The 24,334-nt window shown below is 54.2% G+C and carries 26 protein-coding genes and 5 tRNA genes; 9 read left to right on the top strand and 22 right to left on the bottom strand.

Annotation, left to right across the window (positions count from 1 at the left end; genetic code table 11):
• Positions 1 to 2: 2 nt before the first annotated feature.
• The 3 genes from modB to ACMWKA_RS00960 all read right to left on the bottom strand — a co-directional run bounded on the left by modB (position 3) and on the right by ACMWKA_RS00960 (position 1,793).
• Positions 3 to 692: a molybdate ABC transporter permease subunit gene (gene modB / locus ACMWKA_RS00970; protein WP_095439902.1), complete on the bottom strand. Its 690-nt coding sequence runs from the start codon at positions 690 to 692 to the stop codon at positions 3 to 5.
• On the bottom strand, positions 689 to 1,465 hold the full coding sequence (modA, locus tag ACMWKA_RS00965; protein WP_038418921.1) for a molybdate ABC transporter substrate-binding protein: 777 nt from the start codon (positions 1,463 to 1,465) through the stop codon (positions 689 to 691). The genes modB and modA overlap by 4 nt, the downstream gene beginning before the upstream one ends.
• A 178-nt stretch (positions 1,466 to 1,643) precedes the next feature.
• A complete protein-coding gene (locus ACMWKA_RS00960; protein WP_013097516.1) occupies positions 1,644 to 1,793 on the bottom strand; it encodes an AcrZ family multidrug efflux pump-associated protein in 150 nt (49 codons plus the stop codon).
• 129 nt (positions 1,794 to 1,922) lie between these two features.
• On the opposite strand from ACMWKA_RS00960, the gene modE reads away from it, so the two are divergent.
• The 7 genes from modE to gpmA all read left to right on the top strand — a co-directional run bounded on the left by modE (position 1,923) and on the right by gpmA (position 9,687).
• Complete coding sequence (modE, locus tag ACMWKA_RS00955; RefSeq protein ID WP_040020659.1) at positions 1,923 to 2,711, top strand: molybdenum-dependent transcriptional regulator; 789 nt, start codon at positions 1,923 to 1,925, stop codon at positions 2,709 to 2,711.
• A 67-nt stretch (positions 2,712 to 2,778) separates the two neighbouring features.
• Entirely contained in the window at positions 2,779 to 4,251 is a 1,473-nt protein-coding gene (gene modF, locus ACMWKA_RS00950) for a molybdate ABC transporter ATP-binding protein ModF (RefSeq protein WP_414759914.1), read from the top strand.
• 201 nt (positions 4,252 to 4,452) lie between these two features.
• The gene (gene galE / locus ACMWKA_RS00945; protein WP_023622345.1) at positions 4,453 to 5,469 is read left to right on the top strand and encodes a UDP-glucose 4-epimerase GalE; all 1,017 of its coding nucleotides are present in this window, start codon (positions 4,453 to 4,455) and stop codon (positions 5,467 to 5,469) included.
• Between the two features lie 9 nt (positions 5,470 to 5,478).
• Positions 5,479 to 6,525, top strand: coding sequence for a galactose-1-phosphate uridylyltransferase (gene galT / locus ACMWKA_RS00940; protein WP_248076409.1), 1,047 nt, complete (start codon positions 5,479 to 5,481; stop codon positions 6,523 to 6,525).
• Positions 6,526 to 6,528: 3 nt separating this feature from the next.
• Positions 6,529 to 7,677 carry a galactokinase gene (galK, locus tag ACMWKA_RS00935; protein WP_038418919.1) on the top strand — a complete coding sequence of 383 codons (1,149 nt, stop codon included), beginning with the start codon at positions 6,529 to 6,531 and terminating at the stop codon, positions 7,675 to 7,677.
• Entirely contained in the window at positions 7,671 to 8,714 is a 1,044-nt protein-coding gene (gene galM, locus ACMWKA_RS00930; protein ID WP_058661669.1) for a galactose-1-epimerase, read from the top strand. The genes galK and galM overlap by 7 nt, the downstream gene beginning before the upstream one ends.
• Before the next feature lie 220 nt (positions 8,715 to 8,934).
• Positions 8,935 to 9,687, top strand: coding sequence for a 2,3-diphosphoglycerate-dependent phosphoglycerate mutase (gene gpmA / locus ACMWKA_RS00925; RefSeq protein WP_008501111.1), 753 nt, complete (start codon positions 8,935 to 8,937; stop codon positions 9,685 to 9,687).
• A gap of 61 nt (positions 9,688 to 9,748) precedes the next feature.
• Here gpmA and aroG read toward each other — a convergent pair whose 3' ends face one another.
• Complete coding sequence (gene aroG / locus ACMWKA_RS00920) at positions 9,749 to 10,801, bottom strand: 3-deoxy-7-phosphoheptulonate synthase AroG (protein WP_013097523.1); 1,053 nt, start codon at positions 10,799 to 10,801, stop codon at positions 9,749 to 9,751.
• 304 nt (positions 10,802 to 11,105) lie between these two features.
• Between aroG and ACMWKA_RS00915 the strand changes: the two genes are divergently transcribed.
• A complete protein-coding gene (locus ACMWKA_RS00915) occupies positions 11,106 to 11,483 on the top strand; it encodes a YbgS-like family protein (protein ID WP_020685076.1) in 378 nt (125 codons plus the stop codon).
• A gap of 106 nt (positions 11,484 to 11,589) precedes the next feature.
• Complete coding sequence (gene zitB / locus ACMWKA_RS00910) at positions 11,590 to 12,522, top strand: CDF family zinc transporter ZitB (protein WP_013097525.1); 933 nt, start codon at positions 11,590 to 11,592, stop codon at positions 12,520 to 12,522.
• On the opposite strand, the gene pnuC is transcribed toward zitB, so the two are convergent.
• The 18 genes from pnuC to cydA form a co-directional block, all read right to left on the bottom strand.
• On the bottom strand, positions 12,519 to 13,238 hold the full coding sequence (gene pnuC, locus ACMWKA_RS00905) for a nicotinamide riboside transporter PnuC (RefSeq protein ID WP_020685075.1): 720 nt from the start codon (positions 13,236 to 13,238) through the stop codon (positions 12,519 to 12,521). The two genes, zitB and pnuC, sit on opposite strands and share 4 nt — an antisense overlap.
• A gap of 22 nt (positions 13,239 to 13,260) precedes the next feature.
• The gene (gene nadA / locus ACMWKA_RS00900; RefSeq protein WP_414759913.1) at positions 13,261 to 14,304 is read right to left on the bottom strand and encodes a quinolinate synthase NadA; all 1,044 of its coding nucleotides are present in this window, start codon (positions 14,302 to 14,304) and stop codon (positions 13,261 to 13,263) included.
• Positions 14,305 to 14,495: 191 nt separating this feature from the next.
• Positions 14,496 to 14,571: transfer RNA gene (locus ACMWKA_RS00895), tRNA-Lys, on the bottom strand.
• A 22-nt stretch (positions 14,572 to 14,593) separates the two neighbouring features.
• Positions 14,594 to 14,669: transfer RNA gene (locus tag ACMWKA_RS00890), tRNA-Lys, on the bottom strand.
• Between the two features lie 46 nt (positions 14,670 to 14,715).
• Positions 14,716 to 14,791 (bottom strand) — tRNA-Lys (locus tag ACMWKA_RS00885).
• A 3-nt stretch (positions 14,792 to 14,794) separates the two neighbouring features.
• Positions 14,795 to 14,870: transfer RNA gene (locus ACMWKA_RS00880), tRNA-Val, on the bottom strand.
• Positions 14,871 to 14,897: 27 nt separating this feature from the next.
• A tRNA-Lys gene (locus tag ACMWKA_RS00875) sits at positions 14,898 to 14,973 on the bottom strand.
• Positions 14,974 to 15,134: 161 nt separating this feature from the next.
• A complete protein-coding gene (gene cpoB, locus ACMWKA_RS00870) occupies positions 15,135 to 15,929 on the bottom strand; it encodes a cell division protein CpoB (protein ID WP_013097528.1) in 795 nt (264 codons plus the stop codon).
• A 9-nt stretch (positions 15,930 to 15,938) separates the two neighbouring features.
• Positions 15,939 to 16,460, bottom strand: coding sequence for a peptidoglycan-associated lipoprotein Pal (gene pal, locus ACMWKA_RS00865; protein ID WP_006177214.1), 522 nt, complete (start codon positions 16,458 to 16,460; stop codon positions 15,939 to 15,941).
• Between the two features lie 35 nt (positions 16,461 to 16,495).
• Positions 16,496 to 17,788, bottom strand: coding sequence for a Tol-Pal system beta propeller repeat protein TolB (gene tolB, locus ACMWKA_RS00860; protein ID WP_013097529.1), 1,293 nt, complete (start codon positions 17,786 to 17,788; stop codon positions 16,496 to 16,498).
• A gap of 130 nt (positions 17,789 to 17,918) precedes the next feature.
• Positions 17,919 to 19,202, bottom strand: a complete 1,284-nt coding sequence (gene tolA, locus ACMWKA_RS00855; RefSeq protein WP_062730151.1) for a cell envelope integrity protein TolA — start codon at positions 19,200 to 19,202, stop codon at positions 17,919 to 17,921.
• Positions 19,203 to 19,230: 28 nt separating this feature from the next.
• Complete coding sequence (gene tolR, locus ACMWKA_RS00850; RefSeq protein ID WP_003858589.1) at positions 19,231 to 19,659, bottom strand: colicin uptake protein TolR; 429 nt, start codon at positions 19,657 to 19,659, stop codon at positions 19,231 to 19,233.
• 3 nt (positions 19,660 to 19,662) lie between these two features.
• Positions 19,663 to 20,355 (bottom strand): Tol-Pal system protein TolQ, encoded by a 693-nt coding sequence (tolQ, locus tag ACMWKA_RS00845; protein ID WP_013097532.1) that lies wholly within the window; start codon positions 20,353 to 20,355, stop codon positions 19,663 to 19,665.
• Entirely contained in the window at positions 20,352 to 20,756 is a 405-nt protein-coding gene (ybgC, locus tag ACMWKA_RS00840) for a tol-pal system-associated acyl-CoA thioesterase (RefSeq protein ID WP_003858593.1), read from the bottom strand. Before ybgC ends, tolQ begins: the two co-directional genes overlap by 4 nt.
• 147 nt (positions 20,757 to 20,903) lie before the next feature.
• Entirely contained in the window at positions 20,904 to 21,194 is a 291-nt protein-coding gene (gene ybgE / locus ACMWKA_RS00835; RefSeq protein WP_013097534.1) for a cyd operon protein YbgE, read from the bottom strand.
• On the bottom strand, positions 21,194 to 21,307 hold the full coding sequence (cydX, locus tag ACMWKA_RS00830; protein ID WP_003858598.1) for a cytochrome bd-I oxidase subunit CydX: 114 nt from the start codon (positions 21,305 to 21,307) through the stop codon (positions 21,194 to 21,196). Before cydX ends, ybgE begins: the two co-directional genes overlap by 1 nt.
• 14 nt (positions 21,308 to 21,321) lie before the next feature.
• Positions 21,322 to 22,461 (bottom strand): cytochrome d ubiquinol oxidase subunit II, encoded by a 1,140-nt coding sequence (gene cydB / locus ACMWKA_RS00825; protein WP_414759912.1) that lies wholly within the window; start codon positions 22,459 to 22,461, stop codon positions 21,322 to 21,324.
• A gap of 15 nt (positions 22,462 to 22,476) precedes the next feature.
• Entirely contained in the window at positions 22,477 to 24,045 is a 1,569-nt protein-coding gene (gene cydA / locus ACMWKA_RS00820; protein ID WP_414759911.1) for a cytochrome ubiquinol oxidase subunit I, read from the bottom strand.
• Positions 24,046 to 24,334: the final 289 nt, after the last annotated feature.

Raw genomic sequence — 24,334 nt, 5'->3', positions numbered from 1 at the left:
AACTATTTCCCCATCCGCTCGCGGCTGAGTCGCGCCAGCCATTCAGAGACCAGCAGCGATATCAGCGCCAGCACAATTGAGATAACACACAGACGCGCCGCAGCACCTTCGCCACCCGGCGTCTGTATCAGCGTATACATGGCCGAAGGGATCGTCCGCGTTTCACCGGGGATGTTCGAAACAAAGGTAATGGTGGCACCGAATTCACCCAGCGAACGGGCAAAGGCCAGTACCGTACCGACAATAATGCCCGGCAGCGTGAGCGGTAGCGTAATGGTGAAAAAGACGCGCCAGCGCCCGGCACCCAGCGTGCGGGCGGCCTGTTCCAGTTTGATATCCACCCCTTCCAGCGCCAGGCGGATAGCCCTCACCATCAGCGGAAATGACATCACCGCCGCGGCCAGCACCGCACCGCGCCAGCTAAAGGCAAAGGTCAGCCCGAACCAGTCGTACAGCCATTGGCCGATAAACCCGCGTCGGCCCATGGACACCAGCAGCAGATATCCCACCACGACGGGCGGCAATACCAGCGGAAGATGGAGAACGCTGTCAAGTAGCGCTTTGCCGGGAAACTTACAGCGCACCAGCAACCAGGAAAAGAAGATCCCAAAGGGCAAACTTAGCGCAACCGCCAGGGAAGAGACTTTCAGGCTCAGCAGTACAGCCTGCCATTCAGGATCGGTCAATATCATTCGTGAGTCGTAAATCCATAACGTTTAAAGATTGCGGACGCTTCCGGCCCCTTCAGGTACGCCTGGAAGGCCGTCACGGTCGCATTTTTATGTCCATCAACAATCGCAACAGGATATTCCACTTTTTTGTGGGCGTCTTCCGGGAACGTGCCAACCACTTTGACCCCCTTGCTGGCAACGGCATCCGAGCCGTAGACAATGCCCAGCGGAGCCTCATTGCGCTCCACCAGCGCCAGCGCACCGCGTACATCTTCCGCCGGCGCCAGATCTGATGACAGTGTCTGCCACGCGCCCAGTTTCTGCAGGGCCTCTTTCGCGTAAATCCCAGCCGGTACATGGTCCGGATCGCCCACTGCCAGCCGGCCACCGTTCAGAAGACGCGTCCAGTGAGTCTCTTTGTTGATGGTGATGTCACCCTGCGGACTGGCTTTTGGCGCGACCACGACAAGGCTATTCCCCAGCAGCGTTTCGCGGGTTGTGGTATCCACGGCTTTCTTATCAACGGCGTAATCCATCCATTTCTGATCGGCAGAGATGAACAGATCGGCCGGTGCCCCCGCTTCTATCTGGCGCGCCAGTGTAGAAGAAGACGCGAAAGAGGAGACGACGTCGACGTTCTTCTCTTTTTTATACGCAGCAGCAATATCCTGCATCGCATTCGTCAGCGACGCCGCCGCAAAAACCGTAATTTTACCTTCGTCGGCCAGCGCGTGTCCGGTCAGCGAAAGTGCCAGCGTTGCCCCTGCGAAAAAGCGTAACCCTGTACGTGCCATCTGTAGCTCCTGTGAGTTTCGTTATATACGCAATAATATAACGACAACGCCGGAGATATCCCAGCGTTAAATCGTACCGATCAAGAGGTACAATTACCGGATGCTTTAAATCATATCGGCGATGACGAAAAATACTTGAGAGCAAAACGCCCGGGCAAGCCGGGCGTTTTGTGGGGAATCAGTGCTGCTTTTTAGCGCGGTCTCTGTGACCAATGTTCGAAAAGACGTTGAACACTTCACCCAGGCCGTAGATGGCACCGAGGATGATGGCCATCACTACTGGTACCATGATCACGGCGAATACCAGACTTTTCAACAACTCTAACATGGTTTTCTCCAGATATTGTGGACGGCTTATTCTACCCTGAAAAGTAAGAAAAACATCCCCTTTTGTGCGGTCCCCTTTGCGCCCTGTGCCATTTGGTTCACAATAGCTCTTTTGTCAGGACACTCCGTTATGCAGGCTGAAATTCTCCTTACCCTACGACTTCAGCAGAAGCTTTTCGCCGATCCACGACGTATCGCCCTGCTTAAACAAATAGAACAAACGGGTTCAATAAGCCAGGGGGCAAAGAACGCGGGCATTAGTTATAAAAGCGCCTGGGACGCGATCAACGACATGAATACCCTGAGCGAGCAGATGCTGGTTGAGCGAGCCACGGGCGGCAAAGGGGGCGGTGGCGCCGTGCTGACCCGCTACGGCCAGCGTCTGATTCAGCTTTATGACCTGCTGGCCCAGATCCAGCAGAAAGCGTTCGATGTGCTAAGTGACGATGATAACCTCCCGCTGGACAGCCTGTTAGCCGCCATTTCTCGCTTCTCACTCCAGACCAGCGCCCGCAACCAGTGGTTTGGCACGGTCACCGCGCGCGATAACGGGCAGGTGCAGCAACATATCGAGATCCTGCTTGCCGACGGCACCACCCGCCTGAAAGCCGCGATTACCGCCCAAAGCGGAGAGCGTCTGGGACTGGATGAAGGCAAGGAGGTGCTGGTGTTGCTGAAAGCGCCGTGGGTCGCAGTGACACGCGATGCCGAACGCGCCAAAGCGGCAGACAACCAGCTGCAGGGCACCATCCAGCACATTGAACGTGGTGAAGCGCAGTGTGAGGTCCTGATGACCCTGCCGGACGGCCAGGTGCTGTGCGCGACGGTTGCCCTGAGCGAGGCGCACGAATTAGAAGAAGGTGCTGTAGTCACCGCATATTTCAACGCAGACCGGGTAATTATCGCCACATTGTGCTGAGCGGATTGACAAGCGTGTCGACAGTGAGTATCCCTGACATCTGATGCTGCAAAAAATGGGATAAATCATGTCATCATTGCATATTTCGCAAGGTACGTTTCGTCTTGGCGATACCCGAACGCTGACGCTGCCAGATTTAACACTCCATGCGGGTGAAAGCTGGGCATTTGTGGGCACCAACGGAAGCGGCAAGTCCGCGCTGGCCCGGGCGCTGGCCGAAGAGCTCACCCTGCTTAAAGGTGAACGCCAGAGCCATTTTACGCGTACGACGCGCCTGTCGTTTGAACAGCTGCAGAAGCTGGTGAGCGATGAATGGCAGCGTAACAACACGGACCTCCTCAGCCCGGGCGAAGAAGACACGGGCCGCACAACGGCAGAAATTATTCAGGATGAAGTCAACAATCCTGCCCGTTGTCAGCAGCTGGCGGAGCAGTTCGGCATCACCGCCCTTCTCAACCGCCGCTTCAAATACCTTTCTACCGGCGAGACGCGTAAAACGCTGCTCTGCCAGGCGCTGATGAGCGAACCTGAGCTGTTAATCCTGGACGAGCCGTTCGACGGTCTGGACGTGCAGTCCCGCGCCCAGCTGGCAGACCTGCTGGCCTCGCTTAACCAGCAGGGCTACACCCTTGTGCTGGTGCTTAACCGTTTTGATGAAATCCCGGATTTTGTGCAGAACGCCGGGGTGCTGGCGGACTGCAGCCTTACCGAAACCGGCGAAAAATCGGTACTGCTGAAGCAGGCGTTGATTGCCCAACTGGCGCACAGCGAAAAGCTCGACGGCATTACCCTGCCCGACCCCGACGCCCCTTCGGTACGTCTCGCTTTAGATCCCAATCAGCCGCGGATTGTGCTGCGTGACGGGGTGGTCTCTTATGACGATCGTCCGATCCTGAATCATCTCAGCTGGACGGTTAATCCGGGCGAACACTGGCAGATTGTCGGTCCCAACGGCGCGGGGAAATCGACGCTGCTGAGTCTGATCACCGGCGATCACCCGCAGGGCTACAGCAACGATCTGACCCTGTTTGGCCGCCGTCGCGGAAGCGGTGAAACCATCTGGGATATCAAAAAGCATATCGGCTATGTCAGCAGCAGCCTGCATCTGGATTACCGGGTCAGCACCACCGTACGCAATGTGATCCTCTCCGGGTACTTTGATTCCATCGGTATTTATCAGGCGGTATCGGACAAACAGCACAAGCTGGCCCAGCAGTGGCTGGATATTCTGGGGATGGACAACCGGGTCGCTGACGCGCCGTTTCACAGTCTGTCCTGGGGGCAGCAGCGTCTGGCATTGATCGTCCGGGCGCTGGTGAAACACCCGACGCTGCTGATCCTCGATGAGCCGCTTCAGGGGCTGGATCCGCTGAACCGCCAGCTGATCCGTCGCTTTGTGGATGTGCTGATTGGCGAAGGTGAGACCCAGTTACTGTTTGTCTCACATCATGCTGAAGACGCACCGGCCTGCATCACGCACCGTCTGGAGTTTATCCCGGACGGTGAGCACTATCGTTACCTGCTGAGCAAAATCGATTAACTTCCGGAGGGCGCCGCCCTCCGCTTTTCAGATAACCTGCAGTGATACTTCTTTATCTCTTTGATCTACAATGCGACTGGATCAAAAAAAAGCGGGTTTGAAAAACAGTGTAAACGATTCCACTAATTTATCCCATGTCACACTTTTCACGTCTCTGTTATGCTATGGTTATTACATACCATAAGCCTAATGGAGCGAAATATGCGAGTTCTGGTAACAGGTGGTAGCGGTTACATAGGAAGTCATACCTGTGTGCAACTGCTGCAAAACGGTCATGATGTCATCATCCTCGACAACCTGTGCAATAGTAAGCGCAGCGTGCTGCCTGTGATTGAACGTCTTGGCGGAAAACAGCCGACTTTCGTCGAAGGTGACATCCGCAATGAAGCGTTGATGACCGAGATCCTCCACGACCACGCCATTGAAACGGTGATCCACTTCGCTGGCCTGAAAGCGGTCGGTGAGTCGGTCGCGAAGCCGCTTGAGTATTACGACAACAACGTCAACGGTACCCTGCGTCTTATCTCCGCCATGCGCGCGGCGAACGTCAAAAACTTCATCTTTAGCTCATCCGCCACCGTCTACGGCGATCAGCCCAAAATTCCTTACGTTGAAAGCTTCCCCACCGGTACGCCACAAAGCCCGTACGGCAAAAGCAAACTGATGGTGGAACAGATCCTGACCGACCTGCAAAAAGCACAACCGGAGTGGAGCATCGCCCTGCTGCGCTACTTCAACCCGGTCGGCGCCCATCCGTCAGGCGATATGGGTGAAGATCCGCAGGGTATTCCGAATAACCTGATGCCGTATATCGCACAGGTGGCGGTGGGCCGCCGCGAGTCGCTGGCGGTGTTCGGCAATGACTATCCAACTGAAGATGGCACCGGCGTGCGTGATTACATCCACGTTATGGATCTGGCCGACGGCCACGTGGCGGCAATGCAGCAGCTGGCCGACAAACCGGGCGTGCATATTTACAACCTCGGCGCCGGTATTGGCAGCAGCGTGCTGGATGTGGTTAACGCTTTCAGCAAAGCCTGCGGTAAGCCGGTCAACTATCACTTCGCCCCCCGCCGCGAAGGAGACCTCCCGGCATACTGGGCTGATGCAACCAAAGCCGATAAAGAGCTTAACTGGCGTGTTACCCGCACGCTGGATGAAATGGCACAGGATACCTGGCACTGGCAGTCTCGCCACCCACAAGGTTATCCGGACTAAGGATCCGTCATGACTTCATTCAATCCCGTCGATCATCCGCATCGTCGTTTTAACCCGCTTAGCGGGCAATGGATTTTGGTGTCTCCGCATCGCGCCAAGCGCCCCTGGCAGGGGGCGCAAGAGACGCCTGCAAAACAGACGCTGCCACAGCACGACCCGGACTGCTTCCTGTGTCCGGGCAACACCCGCGTAACGGGAGATAAAAACCCGGACTACAAAGGCACCTTCGTTTTCACCAACGATTTTGCCGCGCTCATGACCGACACGCCGGACGCGCCGCAGAGCGATGATCCGCTGATGCGTTGTGAAAGCGCCCGGGGAACCAGCCGCGTGATCTGCTTCTCGCCCGATCACAGCAAAACGCTACCGGAGCTTAGCGTTGATGCGCTGAAAGAGGTGGTGAGCACCTGGCAGGCACAAACTGCGGAGCTGGGCCAGACTTATCCGTGGGTGCAGGTATTCGAAAATAAAGGCGCCGCGATGGGCTGCTCTAACCCGCATCCACACGGGCAGATCTGGGCGAACAGTTTCCTGCCCAACGAAGCCGAACGAGAAGATCGCCTGCAAAAAACCTATTACGCGGAAAACGGCTCCCCGATGCTGGTGGACTACACCCGGCGTGAACTGGCCGACGGTAGCCGTACTGTGGTCGAAACGGAACACTGGCTGGCCGTTGTGCCGTACTGGGCGGCGTGGCCCTTTGAAACGCTGCTGCTGCCTAAAGCACATGTTCAGCGCATTACGGATCTCAGCGACGCACAGCGTGACGATCTTGCGCTGGCGCTGAAAAAGCTGACCAGCCGTTACGACAATCTGTTCCAGTGCTCCTTCCCGTACTCAATGGGCTGGCACGGCGCACCGTTTAACGGCGAAGAGAATCAACACTGGCAGTTGCATGCCCATTTCTATCCGCCGCTGCTGCGTTCTGCGACGGTGCGTAAATTTATGGTGGGCTATGAAATGCTGGCGGAAACCCAGCGTGACCTGACGGCAGAACAGGCCGCAGAACGCCTGCGTGCCGTTAGCGATGTCCATTATCGCGAATCAGGAGTCTAATAAATGAGTCTGAAAGATAAAACACAATCCCTGTTTGCTGAAAAATTTGGCTACCCTGCCACCCACGTTATCCAGGCACCTGGCCGCGTAAACCTGATTGGTGAACACACCGACTACAACGACGGTTTTGTTCTGCCCTGTGCCATTGATTACCAGACGGTGATCGCCTGCGCAAAGCGCGATGACCACAAAGTGCGCGTAATTGCGGCGGATTACAGTAATGAGATGGACGAGTTTTCCCTCGATGCCCCGATTGTTATCCACGACAGCCAGCAGTGGTCCAACTATGTGCGCGGCGTGGTGAAACATCTGCAAAAGCGTAACAAGAATTTTGGCGGTGCAGATCTCGTCATCAGCGGCAACGTGCCACAAGGGGCCGGTTTAAGCTCGTCGGCATCCCTGGAAGTGGCGGTGGGAACCGTCTTCCAGCAGCTGTACCATCTGCCGCTGGACGGGGCGCAAATCGCACTGAACGGCCAGGAAGCGGAGAATCAGTTTGTGGGCTGCAACTGCGGCATCATGGACCAGCTTATCTCCGCGCTGGGCAAAAAAGAGCATGCGTTACTGATTGACTGCCGAACGCTTGGAACCAAAGCCGTTCCCCTGCCAAAGGGTGCCGCGGTCGTGATTATCAACAGCAACTTTAAACGTACGCTGGTGGGCAGCGAGTACAACACCCGCCGCGAGCAGTGCGAAACCGGCGCACGCTTCTTTCAGCAGCCGGCCCTGCGCGACGTGACGCTTGATGAATTCAACAAAGTGGCGCACGAGTTGGATCCGGTAGTGGCAAAACGCGTTCGTCATGTGCTGACCGAAAACGCCCGAACCGTTGAAGCCGCTTCCGCGCTGGCAAAAGGAGACCTGAAACGTATGGGGGAACTGATGGCAGAGTCCCACGCCTCCATGCGCGATGACTTCGAAATCACCGTTCCGCAAATCGACACCCTGGTGGAGATTGTCAAAGCGGTCATCGGCGATAAAGGCGGTGTACGCATGACGGGCGGTGGTTTTGGTGGCTGCATCGTCGCTCTGGTGCCGGAAGATCTCGTCCCGGCCGTCCAGTCGGCGGTGGAGAAACAGTACGAAGCCAAAACGGGCATTAAAGAAACGTTCTATGTTTGTAAAGCATCACAAGGAGCCGGACAGTGCTAAACGAAACGCCAACCCTCGCACCGGATGGTCTGCCGTATCGCCTGTTAACCCTGCGCAACAGCGCGGGGATGGTTGTTACGCTCATGGACTGGGGTGCCACCCTACTTTCCGCCCGCGTACCAATGCCAGACGGCAGCGTGCGCGAAACCCTTCTCGGCTGCGCCTCGCCTGAGCAGTATATCAACCAGGCCGCCTATCTTGGCGCGTCCGTCGGGCGCTATGCGAACCGCATTGCGAAAAGCCGTTTTGAGCTCGACGGTGTTCGCTACACGTTGCTGCCAAGCCAGGGTGAGAACCAGCTGCATGGTGGACCGGAAGGATTTGACAAACGCCGCTGGAAAATTGTCCAGCAAAACGACCGGGAAGTACTGTTTTCACTTGACTCGCTGGATGGCGACCAGGGATTCCCGGGTAACCTTACCGCGTTTGCACGCTTTACGCTGACCGACGACAACCGTATCGCCATTGAATACCGTGCGACGGTCGATAAGCCGTGTCCGGTCAACCTGACCAACCACGCCTACTTCAATCTGGACGGTAACCAGTGCGATGTGCGTAACCATAAGCTGCAGATCCTTGCGGATGCCTATTTGCCGGTGGACGAGATGGGCATTCCGTATCAGGGGCTGAAGCCCGTGGAAGGTACCAGCTTTGACTTCCGCAACGCAAAATCTATCGCCCAGGATTTCCTGAGCGATGACGATCAGCGCAAGGTGAAAGGTTACGACCACGCGTTCCTGCTGCAGGCACAAGGCGATGTGAAACAGCCTGCTGCACAGGTCTGGTCTGCGGATGAAAAACTGCAGATGACGGTCTACACCAGCGCCCCTGCCCTGCAATTCTATTCCGGTAACTATCTTGGCGGGACAACCGCACGAGAGCACGGCGAGTACAGCGACTGGCAAGGTCTGGCGCTGGAAAGCGAGTTCCTGCCGGACAGCCCGAACTATCCCGAATGGCCACAGCCGGACTGTGTGCTGCGCCCGGGTGAAGAGTACGTCAGCGTCACCGAGTATCATTTTACTCCGCACGCTTAACCTCCGGCCGCAACAACGTCAGCCCTCCCCTGGAGGGCTTTTTTCTGCACGCCTTGCTGAAAATAGCGCCAATCGCAGACAAAATCATAACCCTGGATTCACAAGCACCTTACACTCAGAGACTATTTTCGCTATGGTTAGGGTTAAGCGTTGCTGCTGGCACGGCCACGGCAATATAATGAGAATTGTTATCATTCTAAAAATGCTTGAGGAGTAAGAGATGGCTATTACTAAGCTGGTTCTGGTGCGCCACGGCGAAAGCCAGTGGAACAACGAAAACCGCTTCACCGGTTGGTACGACGTTGATCTGTCTGAGAAAGGCGTAAGCGAAGCAAAAGCAGCAGGTAAACTGCTGAAAGAAGAAGGCTTCAGCTTTGATTTTGCTTACACCTCTGTGCTGAAACGTGCCATCCACACCCTGTGGAACGTGCTGGACGAGCTGGATCAGGCCTGGCTGCCGGTTGAGAAATCCTGGAAACTGAACGAGCGTCACTACGGTGCGCTGCAGGGTCTGAACAAAGCCGAAACCGCTGAGAAGTACGGTGACGAGCAGGTTAAACAGTGGCGTCGCGGCTTCGCGGTAACCCCACCAGAGCTGACCAAAGATGACGAGCGCTATCCGGGCCACGACCCGCGTTACGCGAAACTGACCGACGCTGAGCTGCCAACCACCGAGAGCCTGGCGCTGACCATTGACCGCGTTGTTCCTTACTGGAACGAAACCATTCTGCCACGCCTGAAAAGCGGTGAGCGCGTGATCATCGCCGCTCACGGTAACTCCCTGCGCGCGCTGGTGAAATACCTGGACAACATGGGTGAAGACGAGATCCTCGAACTGAACATCCCGACTGGCGTACCGCTGGTGTATGAGTTCGACGAAAACTTCAAGCCAATCAAACACTACTATCTGGGTAACGCGGATGAGATCGCAGCGAAAGCCGCGGCTGTTGCGAACCAGGGTAAAGCGAAGTAATTTTCGCCGGACATAAAAAAAGCGCGGAGCCTTCCGCGCTTTTTTATTTGTGCCGGAAGAATCAACCGCGACGGGCTTTTACCGCATTCGCCAGCTGACGCAGGATCGCGTCGGTATCTTCCCAGCCAATGCAGGCATCCGTCACGCTCTTGCCATAGACCAGCGGCTCGCTGCCTTCGAGGTTCTGGTTACCCTCAACCAGATGGCTTTCAATCATCACCCCAATCACCGCTTTCTCGCCGCCAGCAATCTGCTGACAAACATCAGCGCCGACTTCCATCTGCTTTTTAAACTGCTTGCTGGAGTTGGCGTGGCTGAAGTCGATCATCACCTGAGGCGGCAGCCCCGCTTTTTCCAGCCCGACCTTCACTTCCGCGACATGTTTTGCGCTGTAGTTAGGCTCTTTACCGCCGCGCAGAATGATATGGCAGTCACCGTTACCGCTGGTGTTAACAATGGCAGAGTGACCCCATTTGGTCACGGACAGGAAGCAGTGTGGTGCCCCTGCCGCATTGATGGCGTCAATAGCGACTTTGATGGTGCCATCGGTACCGTTTTTAAAACCCACCGGGCAAGAGAGGCCGGACGCCAGTTCACGGTGAACCTGAGATTCAGTGGTACGCGCGCCAATGGCGCCCCAGCTCATCAGGTCTGCCAGATATTGTGGCGTAATCATATCCAGGAACTCACCGGCGGCTGGCAGGCCACTGTCGTTAATCTCCAGCAAAAGCTTGCGCGCAATACGCAGGCCGTCGTTAATCTGGAAGCTGTTGTCCATATGCGGATCGTTAATCAGCCCTTTCCAGCCAACGGTGGTGCGCGGCTTTTCAAAGTACACGCGCATCACAATTTCCAGCTCATCTTTAAGCTCTTCGCGCAGCTTAAGCAGTCTCGCGGCATACTCTTTTGCCGCGGCAGGATCGTGGATAGAGCACGGGCCAATCACCACCAGAAGACGATCGTCATTACCTTTCAGGATCTTGTGGATCGCTTTACGAGCATGAGAAACCGTATTTGCGGCATTTTCAGTGGCGGGGAATTTCTCAAGGAGTGCTACAGGAGGTAATAACTCATTGATCTCTTTAATGCGTAAATCGTCGTTCTGATAATTCATCTTCTTTCCAGCTCTGCCATATCTTTAGTAATGAAAGCAATCCTTTCAATCTATCTTGTCGACCAGGAAGTGTAAACACGGTTTTACACTTCACGCAGATAATTCCTGGAATTCGCCTAAAAATCGCCACAAAATAGCGAAAAACGAGATCTAACCTAAGCTTTTTAACTGTAACAACCATTTTTGCTTTATTAAACGCGATTCCCTACTGACGTAAGTCCGTCTGGCGGGATCTTTCGCCTCTGAAAAAGATGCACTGTTGGAGAATGTTATCCAGCGTAACGACAAGAACAGGAGCACCATGATGAAAATGACGAAACTGGCAACTCTCTTCCTGACGGCAACCCTCACCCTGGCAAGCGGCAGCGTTCTTGCGGCTGAAACGAGCTCATCGGGTAACGGCGATGCTAACGCGGCTGCGTCAGCAGGCCAGGTGGCCCCTGATGCCAAACAGAATGTCGCCCCGAACAATGTCGATAACAGCCAAATTAATAACGGGAACACGAATACCGGCGGCACGATGCTGCACCCTGATGGTACCGACTCAGGCACCATGAATCATGACAATATGAGCAAGGATGAGGTTCACAAAAACACGATGTGTAAAGACGGCCGTTGCCCGGACGCGAATGACAAAGTGGGCGATGATGCCAATACCAAAACGGATGGTACAACCCAGTAACCGGTTAGGGATTTAACTGCGAAAGGAGAGCTCAGGCTCTCCTTTCTTTTTGAGTAACTTATTAAAAACGCTACACTAATAACAATAACGAATCAGGAAAGATAACATGGCTCACACACATTCCCACGCCTCCGGCGACGACAACGCTAAACGCTTGCTGCTGGCCTTCGGCGTTACCGCCACCTTCATGATTATTGAGGTGATCGGCGGTTTGATCTCCGGCTCCCTGGCGCTGCTGGCTGACGCCGGACATATGCTTACCGATGCAGCAGCGCTGCTTTTTGCCCTCCTGGCCGTACAGTTTGCACGTCGTCCTCCTAATGCACGCCATACATTCGGCTGGCTGAGGCTGACGACGCTTGCCGCGTTTGTTAATGCGATTGCGCTGGTGGTCATTACCCTTCTTATCGTCTGGGAGGCCATTCAGCGCTTCAGACACCCTCAGCCGGTCGCCGGGATGACAATGATGGCGATCGCCGTGGCGGGGCTGCTTGCCAATCTTCTGGCCTTCTGGATTTTGCATCGCGGCAGTGGTGAAAAGAACCTTAACGTACGCGCCGCGGCTCTGCATGTGATGGGAGATTTACTGGGCTCGGTGGGAGCCATTGTTGCCGCACTGGTGATCCTCTACACCGGCTGGACGCCTGTCGACCCTATTCTTTCTGTACTGGTCTCGTGTCTGGTGTTACGCAGCGCCTGGCGGCTATTGAAGGAGAGCGTCAATGAGTTGCTGGAGGGGGCGCCCGCCTCGGTGGATATCGCCGAGTTAAAGCGTAATCTGCATCGTTCAGTTCCTGAAGTACGTAACGTCCACCACGTGCACGTCTGGCTGGTGGGCGAGAAACCGGTTATGACGTTGCACGTCCAGGTGATCCCGCCGCACGACCACGATGCGCTGCTCGAACGCATCCAGCACTTTCTTGAACATCACTATGAAATTGGTCACGCGACCATCCAGATGGAGTACCAGCCCTGTAACGGGCCGGATTGCCACCTGAATGAGGCGCAGTCCGACCATTCACATCATCATCACCATTAACTGGAGAGCGCGTGAGAGCCTCGCTCACGCGCGCTGTTAATCCACATCCGGCTTCCGTTCAGGGCAATGAAGGTCAACAGCAGATATTCCAGAGACATCGCATAGACGCCCTGCAGGGCGAAAATCACCACGCTGATGACATTGATGATGACCCACAGCAGCCAGTTCTCAACGTATTTACGGGTCATCAGGATCATCGCCGCAATGGACAACACCATCATGCAGGAATCCCAGAACGGGAAAGCATCCGGCTGAAGCACAGGCATTGTCACCTGTAACCCGATGCCGGACATGGCCGCCACAGCAATGCGGGTCAGGAAAGCAAATACCGGGTTGATGTAGACCGTCATTAAACCAATGGCGACCACACACGCGACAAACCAGGCGATGGCTTTCGGCAAGGGTAACCAGCGGATCTGCAGCTCGGCCTCCTGCTGGCTGTTCTGCCGCGACCACGCGTACCACCCGTAGATATTGGCCGCAAAAAAGAACAGCTGCAAAAGCAAGCTTGCGTAGAGCTGGATCTGGAAGAAGATAATCGCAAACAGCGTAACGTTAATGAGCCCGAACGCGTAATTGCTGATCTTCTCCAGGCTTGCGAGCCAGATACAGAGTAATCCCGCCAGCGTGCCAACGGCCTCAATCCATGACAGGTCATAGCCACCTGCACCAATCGGTATATGAACCAGAATGTTTTGTGTGCTAAAAAAATCCATCTTTTCCCCGGGACGTAGTGAATTAAGTACTTAGTGTAGCCGCAAAATCCAGCATGCGGTTAAGTGGAACTAACGCGCCTTCACGCAGAGCGGCATCCACATGGATTTCATGCGCCGCACCGCCGGTTTCTAACCCTTCGGCAATCGCTTTCAGGCCGTTCATCGCCATCCACGGACAGTGCGCACAGCTGCGGCACGTGGCCCCCTCGCCTGCGGTTGGCGCTTCGAGGAGCTCTTTCTCCGGCACGGCCTGCTGCATCTTGTAGAAGATACCGCGATCGGTCGCCACGATAAGCTGCTTATGCGGCAACGTTCTGGCAGCATTAATAAGCTGGCTGGTTGAACCCACGGCATCGGCCATGTCGACAATCGACTGCGGTGATTCAGGATGAACAAGAATAGCGGCGTCAGGGTAAAGCGCCTTCATACGGGACAGTGCCTGCGTCTTGAACTCGTCATGAACGATGCAGGCGCCCTGCCAGCAGAGCACGTCTGCCCCGGTCTGCTTCTGGACGTAGCTTCCCAGATGGCGGTCGGGTGCCCAGATAATCTTCTCACCCAGGCTGTCCAGGTGCTCAATCAGTTCAACGGCGATGCTCGACGTAACAACCCAGTCTGCGCGCGCTTTCACTGCAGCGGACGTATTGGCGTACACCACCACGGTCCGGTCAGGATGGGCATCGCAGAAGGCCGAGAATTCGTCAATCGGACAGCCGAGATCCAGTGAACACTCCGCGTTCAGCGTTGGCATCAGGATGGTTTTTTCAGGGCTAAGGATTTTTGCCGTTTCCCCCATAAAACGCACCCCCGCAACCAGGAGCGTGGAAGCAGGATGTTTTGCACCAAAGCGCGCCATCTCCAGAGAGTCAGAAATACAGCCTCCGGTCTCTTCCGCCAGCTGCTGGATTTCCGGATCGGTGTAGTAATGTGCCACCATCACGGCATCTCGCTCTTTGAGAAGACGCTTGATTTTCTCACGGTAGAACTGCTTTTCATCCATGCTCAGCGGAACAGGCTTCGGCGGGAAGGGATAGATTGCGGCTTCAGGATCAAACATCACGCTCATTATGGCTTCTCGTTTTACTGGCTTAACAATATTGCCTTTCTTTTGCCTGACATAGCAAAACGCAGGGCAATTGTGTTTTGTATACTAAACAAGATAGCGAATCTGGAGTGAAAAGTCACCGGGAATAGATGTGCGGAGCATTTGTTGTATTGCAGATAGCAAAAAAGCGCCTTTAGGGCGCTTTTTAACATTGGTGGGTCGTGCAGGATTCGAACCTGCGACCAATTGATTAAAAGTCAACTGCTCTACCAACTGAGCTAACGACCCCTTGCGGGATTTTTCTTCGAAGTGGTGGGTCGTGCAGGATTCGAACCTGCGACCAATTGATTAAAAGTCAACTGCTCTACCAACTGAGCTAACGACCCATTCGGGTGCTGACTTCGAAGATTTTACTCGGTTCCACGTTTGAAGTGGTGGGTCGTGCAGGATTCGAACCTGCGACCAATTGATTAAAAGTCAACTGCTCTACCAACTGAGCTAACGACCCGAGTGGTGGGTGATGACGGGCTCGAACCGCCGACCCCCTCCGTGTAAAGGAGATGCTCTACCAACTGAGCTAATCACCCACTCTGTACTGCCGGAACTGCTTTAAGTGGTGGGTCGTGCAGGATTCGAACCTGCGACCAATTGATTAAAAGTCAACTGCTCTACCAACTGAGCTAACGACCCACTTTTACGCTGCTTTCACGTTGTTTGATATCCCGTGGCAACGGCGGCATATATTACTGATTTAAGAATTCTGCGCAACAAAAATTTCGATGAAGATCACTTAACTGCTTAGTAATCATGCTGCACGACCAGAAATAACGCGATTTCTGGTCATGCGATAATCATCCCATCGAACTCAGACGTTTTTGCGCCTGTTTGGCCCCTTCCGTGCCCGGGAATTTTGCAACCACCTGCTGATAAACCGCTTTGGCTTTCGCAGTATCACCTTTGTCCTGCATGATCACGCCGACCTTAAACATTGCATCAGGCGCTTTTGGCGATTTCGGGTAATTTTTCACCACAGAAGCGAAATAAAACGCCGCATCGTCTTTTTTACCCTTGTTGTAATTCAACTGACCCAGCCAGTAATTTGCGTTTGGCTGGTAAGTGGAATCCGGGTACTTCTTAACGAAGTTCTGAAACGCAACGATAGCATCATCCTGGCGCGATTTATCCTGTACCAGTGCAATGGCCGCGTTGTAATCCGTGTTCGCGTCACCGCTCTGCACAGGCGCCCCTGTCGCAGCAGAGGCATCGGCTGAAGGCGCTGGCGCGTCTGTGGCCGCTCCGCTTTGATCGCCCGCTGCTGGTTGCGCTGCTGCCCCCCCGCTGCTCAGGCTATCAATCTGCAGCAAGATCTGCTTTTGACGTTCCACAACCTGGTTAAGCTGATACTGGCTCTCCTGAATCTGACCACGGAGGGAGTCGATATCAGTTTGGTTATCGGAAAGTTGTTGCTGGAGTTGGGTTAAAAGCTGACTGTGAGCGTTAGAGATACGCTCGAGTTGAGTGACCCGGTCTTCCACCGAGCCTGAGCCGACACTACTGATTGGTGCCTGAGCAAAAGCGGCCCAGGGGGCCGCTATTCCAACCAGTAACGACAGACTCAACAGATGATGTCTGAAGTTACTGCTCATGCAATTCTCTTAGTAAACCAGTACGGCACGACGGTTTTTGGCGTACGCCGCTTCGTCATGACCCAGTACTGCAGGTTTTTCTTTACCGTAAGAAACGATGGAGATCTGGTCAGCAGAAACGCCTTTACCCTGCAGGTACATTTTAACAGCGTTAGCACGACGTTCACCCAGGGAGATGTTGTACTCTGGAGTACCACGTTCGTCCGCGTGACCTTCTACGGTGACTTTGTAAGACGGGTTGCTACGCAGGAAGTTAGCGTGAGCATCCAGCATCGCAGCGAAGTCAGAACGGATGTCGTATTTATCCAGATCGAAGTAAACGATGTTGTTCTGCTGCAGCTGCTGCATCTGAAGACGCGCTTGCTCTTCAGAGGACATGTTGCCATTGCCGTTCGCGTCCATACCGGTGCCGGCACCCATCATGCCTTCGCCGCTCTGGTCATTGCTGGCGTTCTTGTTAGAAGAACACGCTGCGATTGCCATTACAGGCAGAGCGATCATCAGCCCCTTCAGCACTTTGTTCAGTTGCATTTCTATGATTCCTTTAGTAATCAATTAATTATTATTTACAGATACGGCGACCAGGCAGGGGATTTTACCTGTCCATCAGTTGCCGGAATACGCGCTTTGAAACGCCCATCTGTAGAAACCAGATTCAGCACAGATCCCATCCCCTGAGAAGAGCTGTAGATTACCATAGTGCCGTTAGGTGCCAGACTTGGCGTTTCATCCAGGAACGTTGACGACAGAACTTGGACGCCACCCGCTACCAGATCTTGTTTGGCAATGTGCTGCTGCCCACCGTTGGAGCTGACCATTACCATAAATTTACCGTCGCTGCTCACATCTGCGTTCTGGTTCTGAGAGCCTTCCCAGGTGATACGCTGCGGAGCCCCGCCGTTGATGTTCACTTTATAGATTTGCGGACGGCCTGCCTGGTCAGAGGTAAACGCCAGGTTCTGGCTGTCCGGGAACCAGGATGGTTCCGTGTTGTTGCTGCGACCATCCGTCACCTGACGGATCTGACCAGAACCAATGTCCATCACGTACAGGTTCAGGCTACCGGTTTTGGACAGCGCAAAGGCCAGCTTAGAGCCGTCCGGCGAGAACGAAGGCGCACCGTTGTGACGTGGGAACGACGCCACCTGACGAACAGCACCGTTAGCCAGCGTCTGGATAACCAGCGCAGAACGACCGCTTTCGAAGGTCACGTAAGCCAGTTTAGATCCGTCCGGAGACCAGGCTGGAGACATCAGTGGCTGAGAAGAGCGTTTCACCAGGAACTGGTTGTAACCGTCGTAGTCAGAGACGCGCAGCTCATACGGGAACTGGCCGCCGTTGGTCTGTACCACATAGGCGATACGGGTACGGAACGCACCTTTAATACCGGTCAGTTTTTCGAATACCGCATCGCTGGCAGCGTGAGCCGCATAGCGCAGGTACTGTTTAGTGACCTTGTAAGAGTTCTGAGCCAGAACGGTACCCGGTGCACCGCCGGTATCCACCAGCTGCCAGGCCACGTTGTAAGAGCCGTCCGGGTTAGGGGTAACCTGACCCACAACCACGGCATCAATGCCCAGTGCAGACCACGCGGCAGGCTGAACTTCCTGCGCGCTACCCGGCTGCTGAGGCAGACGAGAACGATCTAACGGGTTGAATTTACCGCTGTTACGCAGGTCAGCAGCCACGATGCCGCCGGCATCTTCAGGCGCCGCACCAGGGCCAGCCCACTGGAATGGAACTACACCGATTGGGCGTGCCGAGTCCACCCCCTGGGTGATCTCGATACGTACTTCTGCGTGCAGTACAGCTGCCCACAGCATTAAGAAACTAAATGCTACACGTAATGCCTGCTTCATCATATCTCCCTTATCTGGGTAACCTTACCCACGATAATTTAGCAGAATGTTAACAAACCCAAATAGACAAAACTACTAAACCCTGGTTACGACAATAGACTGTTTTCCATACTTCCGTAAGGAGAGTCGATTACAGCTTAAAGTCCAGTTTGGCATCTTTTATCTTTTCATAAACAGCCTCACTAGGCGGTTTAGGAATGTTCGCCGATCTTGCTGCGGCCAATGCTGCCTGACAAAGCGCAGGATCGCCCCCTTCAGACGTCACATTTTTCAACCGGCCGTCTGGCGCAAGGTTGATATGCAGCACGCACTGTTTACCCTGATAAAGGCCTGCATCAAACAGGCGACTCTGAATAGCCACCTGAATCTGCTTAGCGTAAGCGCTGATATCCGCCCCCGTCGCACCACCGTTGGCACCCGAAGTACCACTGTCTTTAGACGGCTGACCACTCCCCTTCGCCCCACCGCCTGTTTTCGGCGCATTCTTACCGGAACTGAGATCGCCCAGCAGATCGTCAACGCCCGCAGCGGCAGCAGCTTTCTCTGCAGCAGCCTTTTTCGCTGCAGCTTTTTCAGCAGCCGCTTTTTTATCGGCAGCAGCCTTCTCAGCTGCAGCTTTTTTGTCGGCAGCCGCTTTCTCGGCGGCAGCTTTCTTCTCCGCAGCCGCTTTTTCAGCAGCGGCGGCTTTTTCTGCGGCAGCTTTCTCGGCAGCAGCGGCTTTCTTCGCAGCCTCGGCAGCCGCTTTCTTCTCGGCTTCCTGAGCCGCTTTTTTCGCAGCTTCGGCTTCCGCTTTCTTCTGAGCATCAGCAGCGGCTTTTTTCGCGGCTTCTGCTTCCGCTTTCTTCTGAGCATCAGCGGCGGCTTTCTTCGCGGCTTCCGCTTCCGCTTTCTTCTGGGCGTCGGCAGCGGCTTTCTTCGCCGCTTCTGCCGCTAATTTCGCCTGGGCATCAGCCTGTGCTTTGGCATCCGCTGCGGCTTTCGCTGCCGCCTCTTCCGCCTGCTTTTGCTGTTCCTGGGCTTTCTTCGCGGCCTCTTCGGCTTGCTTCTGCTGTTCTGCCTGCTCTTTCGCGGCTTCCTGCGCCTGCAAACGTTCTTTCTCAAGCTGCTTCAGACGTTCCTGCTCGGCGGCCTGCTTTTCACGCAGTTCCTCCGCTTGCTGTTGCGCCTGTTTTTCTCGCTGCTCTTCAGCCCGTTTTGCACTCGCCTGCTGCTGTTGCTGACGGTTATAGTTCTGCACGACCGCACCGGGATCCACCATGACGGCGTCGATAGAAGAACCGCCACCGCCGCCTGATGCATCAATATGCTCGTCGAACGAACTCCAGATCAGCCCTGCAAAAAGGATCACATGCAGCACTGCGGAGACGATTATCGCTCGCTTAAGCTTGTCGTTCTGTTCGGTTGCCTTTGACACTATCGGTTCCCAAAAACTACGCGGATGATCAAATAGGCTGAGTCATTAAGCCAACCGACTTAACACCCGCACTATGTAGCAAGTTCAGCGCTTTAATAATTTCATCGTAAGGCACGTCTTTCGCACCACCGATTAAGAAGACCGTTTTCGGATTTGACTCCAGGCGTCGTTGCGCTTCAGCAATCACCTGCTCCGGCGGTAGCTGATCCATACGATCTTTCTCTACCACGACGCTGTATTGCCCTACGCCGGAAACCTCAATGATGACCGGAGGATCGTCATTGGTGCTTACCGCCTGTGATTCTGTCGCATCCGGCAGATCAACTTCCACGCTCTGGGTAATGATGGGCGCTGTCGCCATAAAGATCAGCAGCAACACCAGCAGTACGTCCAGCAGCGGAACGATATTGATTTCGGACTTGAGCTCGCGACGACCTCGTCCACGCGATCTGGCCATGGTTTACCCCTTGTTGCTCTCGGTGCTGGTAAACGCCTGACGGTGCAGAATCGCGGTGAACTCTTCCATGAAGTTGTCGTAGTTCAGTTCCAGTTTATTCACGCGCTGGTTCAGACGGTTGTAAGCCATAACCGCCGGGATTGCCGCAAACAGACCGATAGCGGTTGCAATCAGTGCTTCTGCAATACCCGGTGCAACCATCTGCAACGTCGCCTGCTTCACTGCGCCCAGCGCGATAAAGGCGTGCATAATCCCCCACACCGTACCAAACAGGCCGATATACGGGCTAATGGAACCCACCGTTCCCAGGAAAGGAATGTGCGTTTCAAGATTTTCCAGCTCGCGGTTCATGGAGATACGCATCGCACGCGAGGCCCCTTCCACCACCGCTTCAGGTGCATGGCTGTTCGCGCGATGCAGACGGGCAAACTCTTTGAATCCGCTGTAGAAAATTTGTTCGGAGCCAGCGAGACTATCGCGACGACCCTGACTTTCCTGATACAGACGGGACAGTTCGATACCCGACCAGAACTTATCTTCAAACGCTTCCGCTTCACGGCCAGCCGCATTGAGAATACGCGTTCTCTGGATGATGATGGCCCAGGATGCGATTGAAAAACCAATCAAAATCAGCATGATAAGTTTAACCAGAAGGCTTGCCTTCAGGAACAAATCAAGGATATTCATGTCAGTCACTGCTTAAACTCCGCGACAATAGACTTAGGAAGCGCACGAGGCTTCATTATGGTTGGATCAACACAGACAATCAGTACTTCAGCTGAGTTCAGTACGGTGTTCTCTGCATTGACTATCCGCTGCGTGAAAACCAGCGAGGTTCCGCGCATTGATGTAATTTCAGTTTGGACTTCGAGCATATCGTCGAGTCTGGCAGGCGCAAAATACTCAAGCGTCATCTTGCGTACCACGAAGGCAACTCGCTCAGCCAACAGTACCTGTTGACTAAAGTGATGATGGCGCAGCATCTCTGTGCGTGCCCGTTCATAAAAAGCAACGTAGCTGGCGTGGTAAACCACACCACCGGCATCGGTATCTTCGTAATAGACACGAACCGGCCATCGAAACAGCGTTGTATTCACTTTACATCCCGGTAATGCAACAAAAGTTTATGCTTTAAACTTCGCTACTATACGCGCGGGAATGATGGTTTGGAATGGGAGAAAGTAAACGGAGAGTAAATTTTTATGGGCTCGGGTAAGCCCATATGGTTAACGGACATTTCTTATTCAGAAGAAGAAGAAAATCAATCCAGCAAGCAGCACGATATCGGCAATAAGCGGGCAGAAAATGCCCTGCCAGTGAATCGCTTTCGGACGAAAGCCTACGCCGTGGATCACACCTGCGCACACCGCCCACATAATGAGAAAACCGTGCCAGATCTCAAGCTCGCTGGTCTTCGCTGCAAAACGCGAAGGGTCCCAGAAGATACACCCTGCCAGCAGTAATGCCATCACTAAAGAAAGCGCCCGTAACGGGCGCTTATCCATTACCGCATATAACGTTGCGATAATCTTCATTAGTGTTTTTCTTCACCCGCTTTGGTCGCTTCAACGTGCTCAAGCGCCAGGGCAGTGATGACACCAAAAGCACAGGCAAGAAGCGTCCCTAAAATCCATGCGAAATACCACATATTCAGCTCCTTACTTAGTACATAGAGTGGGTGTTGCTTTCGATATGTTCTTTAGTGAGACGACCGAACATTTTCCAGTAACACCAGATGGTGTAGGCCAGAACAATCGGAACGAACACGCAAGCAACATAAGTCATTAAGTTCAGCGTCATATGGCTGGAGGTTGCATCCCACATGGTCAGGCTAGCATTCAGCATGGTGCTGGATGGCATCACGAATGGGAACATAGCGATACCTGCAGTCAGGATGATGCACGCCAGCGTCAGTGATGAGAACACGAACGCCAGAGCGCCTTTTTCCAGACGAGACGTCAGAACCGTCAGCAGCGGCAGCAACACACCCAACGCCGGAATAGCCCACAGCACAGGCATCGCGTTGAAGTTCACCAGCCATGCACCGGCCTCACGCGCCACTTCTTTGGTCAGCGGGTTAGACGGCGCGACGTGGTTAATCGCAGACGTCACCACGTAACCATCAATACCGTAGACCACCCAAACACCTGCCAGCGCGAAGCAGACCAGTGTGATCAGGGCAGCAACCTGAGCCGTTGCACGAGAACGCAGATGCAGCTCACCAACAGTACGCATCTGCAGATAGGTTGCGCCCTGGGTGATGATCATCGCCACACTGACTACGCCTGCCAGCAGACCAAACGGATTCAGCAGCTGGAAGAAATTACCGGTGTAGTAAAGACGCATGTACTCGTCCATGTGGAACGGTACACCCTGCAGCAGGTTACCGAATGCCACACCAATCACCAGCGGTGGAACGAAGCTACCAATGAAGATGCCCCAGTCCCACATGTTACGCCAGCGGGTGTCTTCAATCTTGGAACGGTAGTCAAAACCGACCGGACGGAAGAATAAAGACGCCAGAACCAGAATCATCGCCACGTAGAAACCGGAGAACGCAGCCGCGTAAACCATCGGCCAGGCAGCAAACAGCGCGCCGCCTGCGGTGATCAGCCACACCTGGTTACCGTCCCAGTGCGGGGCGATGGAGTTGATCATGATTCGACGCTCGGTGTCATTACGACCGAGGAAACGGGTGAGCATCCCCACCCCCATGTCGAAACCATCCGTGACAGCAAAACCGATCAGCAGAACACCGATCAACAGCCACCAGATAAAACGCAATACTTCATAATCGATCATTTGATGACTCCTGTCTTAGCGTGCCGGCTGAGTAGTCACACCGGACTGCTCGTAGTGATAGCGACCGGTTTTCAGGCTGCTTGGGCCAAGGCGCGCGAACTTGAACATCAGGAACAGTTCAGCCACCAGGAACAGGGTGTAGAGACCACAGATCAGCAGCATTGAGAAGATCAGATCGCCTGCTGTCAGCGAGGAGTTGGCCACCGCCGTTGGCAGCACCTCACCAATCGCCCATGGCTGACGTCCATACTCCGCAACAAACCAGCCGGACTCAATTGCGATCCACGGCAGCGGGATAGCATACAGCGCCGTACGCAGCAGCCATTTTTTCTCGCCGATGCGGTTACGAATCACAGACCAGAAGGACGCCGCAATGATCAGCAGCATGATGATGCCGCAGCCTACCATGATACGGAATGCAAAGTAGAGTGGCGCTACGCGTGGAATAGAGTCTTTGGTTGCCATCTGGATCTGCGCTTCCGTCGCGTCGGAGACGTTCGGGGTATAGCGTTTCAGCAGCAGACCGTAGCCCAGATCTTTCTTCACGTCGTTGAACTGGTCACGAACGGCCTGGTCGGTAGAACCGGCACGCAGCTGTTCCAGCAGAGCGTAGGCTTTCATACCGTTACGGATACGGCCTTCGTGCTGCTCCATCAGCTCTTTCAGACCCGTCACCTGTTTGTCAACAGAACGGGTGGCGATGATACCCAGCGCATAAGGAATTTGAATGGCGAAGCGGTTTTCCTGGGCGTCCTGGTCCGGAATACCGAACAGGGTAAAGGCAGCCGGGGCCGGTTGGGTTTCCCATTCAGCTTCGATTGCGGCGAGCTTGGTTTTCTGTACGTCACCCATTTCATAACCGGATTCATCACCCAGCACGATAACGGAGAGGATGGCAGCCATACCGAAGCTTGCAGCGATAGCAAAGGAACGTTTAGCGAAGGCGAAGTCACGACCACGCAGCATATAGTAGGAGCTGATGCCCAGAATGAACATCGCGCCGCACACATAGCCAGAGGCCACGGTGTGGACGAATTTAACCTGAGCAACCGGGTTCAGGACCAGCTCGGCAAAGCTGACCATCTCCATACGCATGGTTTCGAAGTTGAAATCAGACGCAATCGGGTTCTGCATCCAGCCGTTTGCCACCAGGATCCACAGCGCGGACAGGTTAGACCCTAATGCCACCAGCCAGGTCACCGCCATATGCTGGACTTTGCCCAGACGGTCCCAGCCGAAGAAGAACAGACCTACAAAGGTGGATTCGAGGAAGAAGGCCATCAGACCTTCAATGGCCAGCGGCGCACCGAAGATATCCCCTACATAGTGGGAATAATATGACCAGTTAGTCCCGAACTGGAACTCCATGGTCAAACCGGTAGCCACGCCCAGTGCGAAGTTGATACCAAACAACTTGCCCCAGAACTTGGTCATATCTTTATAAATCTGTTTGCCGGACAGAACGTATACCGTTTCCATGATGGCCAGCAGGAACGCCATACCGAGCGTCAGCGGCACAAACAGGAAGTGGTACATCGCGGTCAAGGCAAACTGTAAGCGCGACAGTTCGACTACGTATAACATTATGACTCCTTGCTCATCGCATGAAGACTCCGAGAGTGAACCCCAAGAAAAGGATCCACACGCATGCCCCAATACAAAGTTATCTGCTCCCCTTCTTCGTTGCCTATTCTCTACAGAATGAAAAAGCAGTGATGAAAGGTTACAAATACGTTAATAAAAAACTCAAATTGGTCCCGCAAATATAATACGCTGCAAAACCCTTACAATAAACAGGTTTTTATTGAATCATATTTACGTTTTTCGACGGCGATCAATTTATAGCAAAATTACCACTTTTCGACCATTTTGA

It is taken from the genome of Enterobacter sp. 03-F-07-AD-ECC (genome assembly GCF_047530935.1).
Lineage (GTDB): Bacteria > Pseudomonadota > Gammaproteobacteria > Enterobacterales > Enterobacteriaceae > Enterobacter > Enterobacter cloacae.
The sequence above is the reverse complement of the archived record's forward strand: the minus strand, read 5'-3'. Positions and strand labels throughout refer to the sequence as shown.

Excerpts from the sequence above, each read along its gene's own strand:
- cydA (WP_414759911.1), bottom strand. The coding sequence starts at position 24,045 with ATGTTATACGTAGTCGAACTGTCGCGCTTACAGTTTGCCTTGACCGCG.
- modB (WP_095439902.1), bottom strand. The coding sequence starts at position 692 with ATGATATTGACCGATCCTGAATGGCAGGCTGTACTGCTGAGCCTGAAA.
- zitB (WP_013097525.1), top strand. The coding sequence starts at position 11,590 with ATGGCTCACACACATTCCCACGCCTCCGGCGACGACAACGCTAAACGC.
- pnuC (WP_020685075.1), bottom strand. The coding sequence starts at position 13,238 with ATGGATTTTTTTAGCACACAAAACATTCTGGTTCATATACCGATTGGT.
- pal (WP_006177214.1), bottom strand. The coding sequence starts at position 16,460 with ATGCAACTGAACAAAGTGCTGAAGGGGCTGATGATCGCTCTGCCTGTA.
- cydB (WP_414759912.1), bottom strand. The coding sequence starts at position 22,461 with ATGATCGATTATGAAGTATTGCGTTTTATCTGGTGGCTGTTGATCGGT.
- ybgE (WP_013097534.1), bottom strand. The coding sequence starts at position 21,194 with ATGAAGATTATCGCAACGTTATATGCGGTAATGGATAAGCGCCCGTTA.
- nadA (WP_414759913.1), bottom strand. The coding sequence starts at position 14,304 with ATGAGCGTGATGTTTGATCCTGAAGCCGCAATCTATCCCTTCCCGCCG.
- gpmA (WP_008501111.1), top strand. The coding sequence starts at position 8,935 with ATGGCTATTACTAAGCTGGTTCTGGTGCGCCACGGCGAAAGCCAGTGG.
- ACMWKA_RS00960 (WP_013097516.1), bottom strand. The coding sequence starts at position 1,793 with ATGTTAGAGTTGTTGAAAAGTCTGGTATTCGCCGTGATCATGGTACCA.
- modE (WP_040020659.1), top strand. The coding sequence starts at position 1,923 with ATGCAGGCTGAAATTCTCCTTACCCTACGACTTCAGCAGAAGCTTTTC.
- cpoB (WP_013097528.1), bottom strand. The coding sequence starts at position 15,929 with ATGAGCAGTAACTTCAGACATCATCTGTTGAGTCTGTCGTTACTGGTT.
- tolB (WP_013097529.1), bottom strand. The coding sequence starts at position 17,788 with ATGAAGCAGGCATTACGTGTAGCATTTAGTTTCTTAATGCTGTGGGCA.
- modA (WP_038418921.1), bottom strand. The coding sequence starts at position 1,465 with ATGGCACGTACAGGGTTACGCTTTTTCGCAGGGGCAACGCTGGCACTT.
- cydX (WP_003858598.1), bottom strand. The coding sequence starts at position 21,307 with ATGTGGTATTTCGCATGGATTTTAGGGACGCTTCTTGCCTGTGCTTTT.
- galE (WP_023622345.1), top strand. The coding sequence starts at position 4,453 with ATGCGAGTTCTGGTAACAGGTGGTAGCGGTTACATAGGAAGTCATACC.
- ACMWKA_RS00915 (WP_020685076.1), top strand. The coding sequence starts at position 11,106 with ATGAAAATGACGAAACTGGCAACTCTCTTCCTGACGGCAACCCTCACC.
- galK (WP_038418919.1), top strand. The coding sequence starts at position 6,529 with ATGAGTCTGAAAGATAAAACACAATCCCTGTTTGCTGAAAAATTTGGC.
- modF (WP_414759914.1), top strand. The coding sequence starts at position 2,779 with ATGTCATCATTGCATATTTCGCAAGGTACGTTTCGTCTTGGCGATACC.
- aroG (WP_013097523.1), bottom strand. The coding sequence starts at position 10,801 with ATGAATTATCAGAACGACGATTTACGCATTAAAGAGATCAATGAGTTA.
- tolR (WP_003858589.1), bottom strand. The coding sequence starts at position 19,659 with ATGGCCAGATCGCGTGGACGAGGTCGTCGCGAGCTCAAGTCCGAAATC.
- galT (WP_248076409.1), top strand. The coding sequence starts at position 5,479 with ATGACTTCATTCAATCCCGTCGATCATCCGCATCGTCGTTTTAACCCG.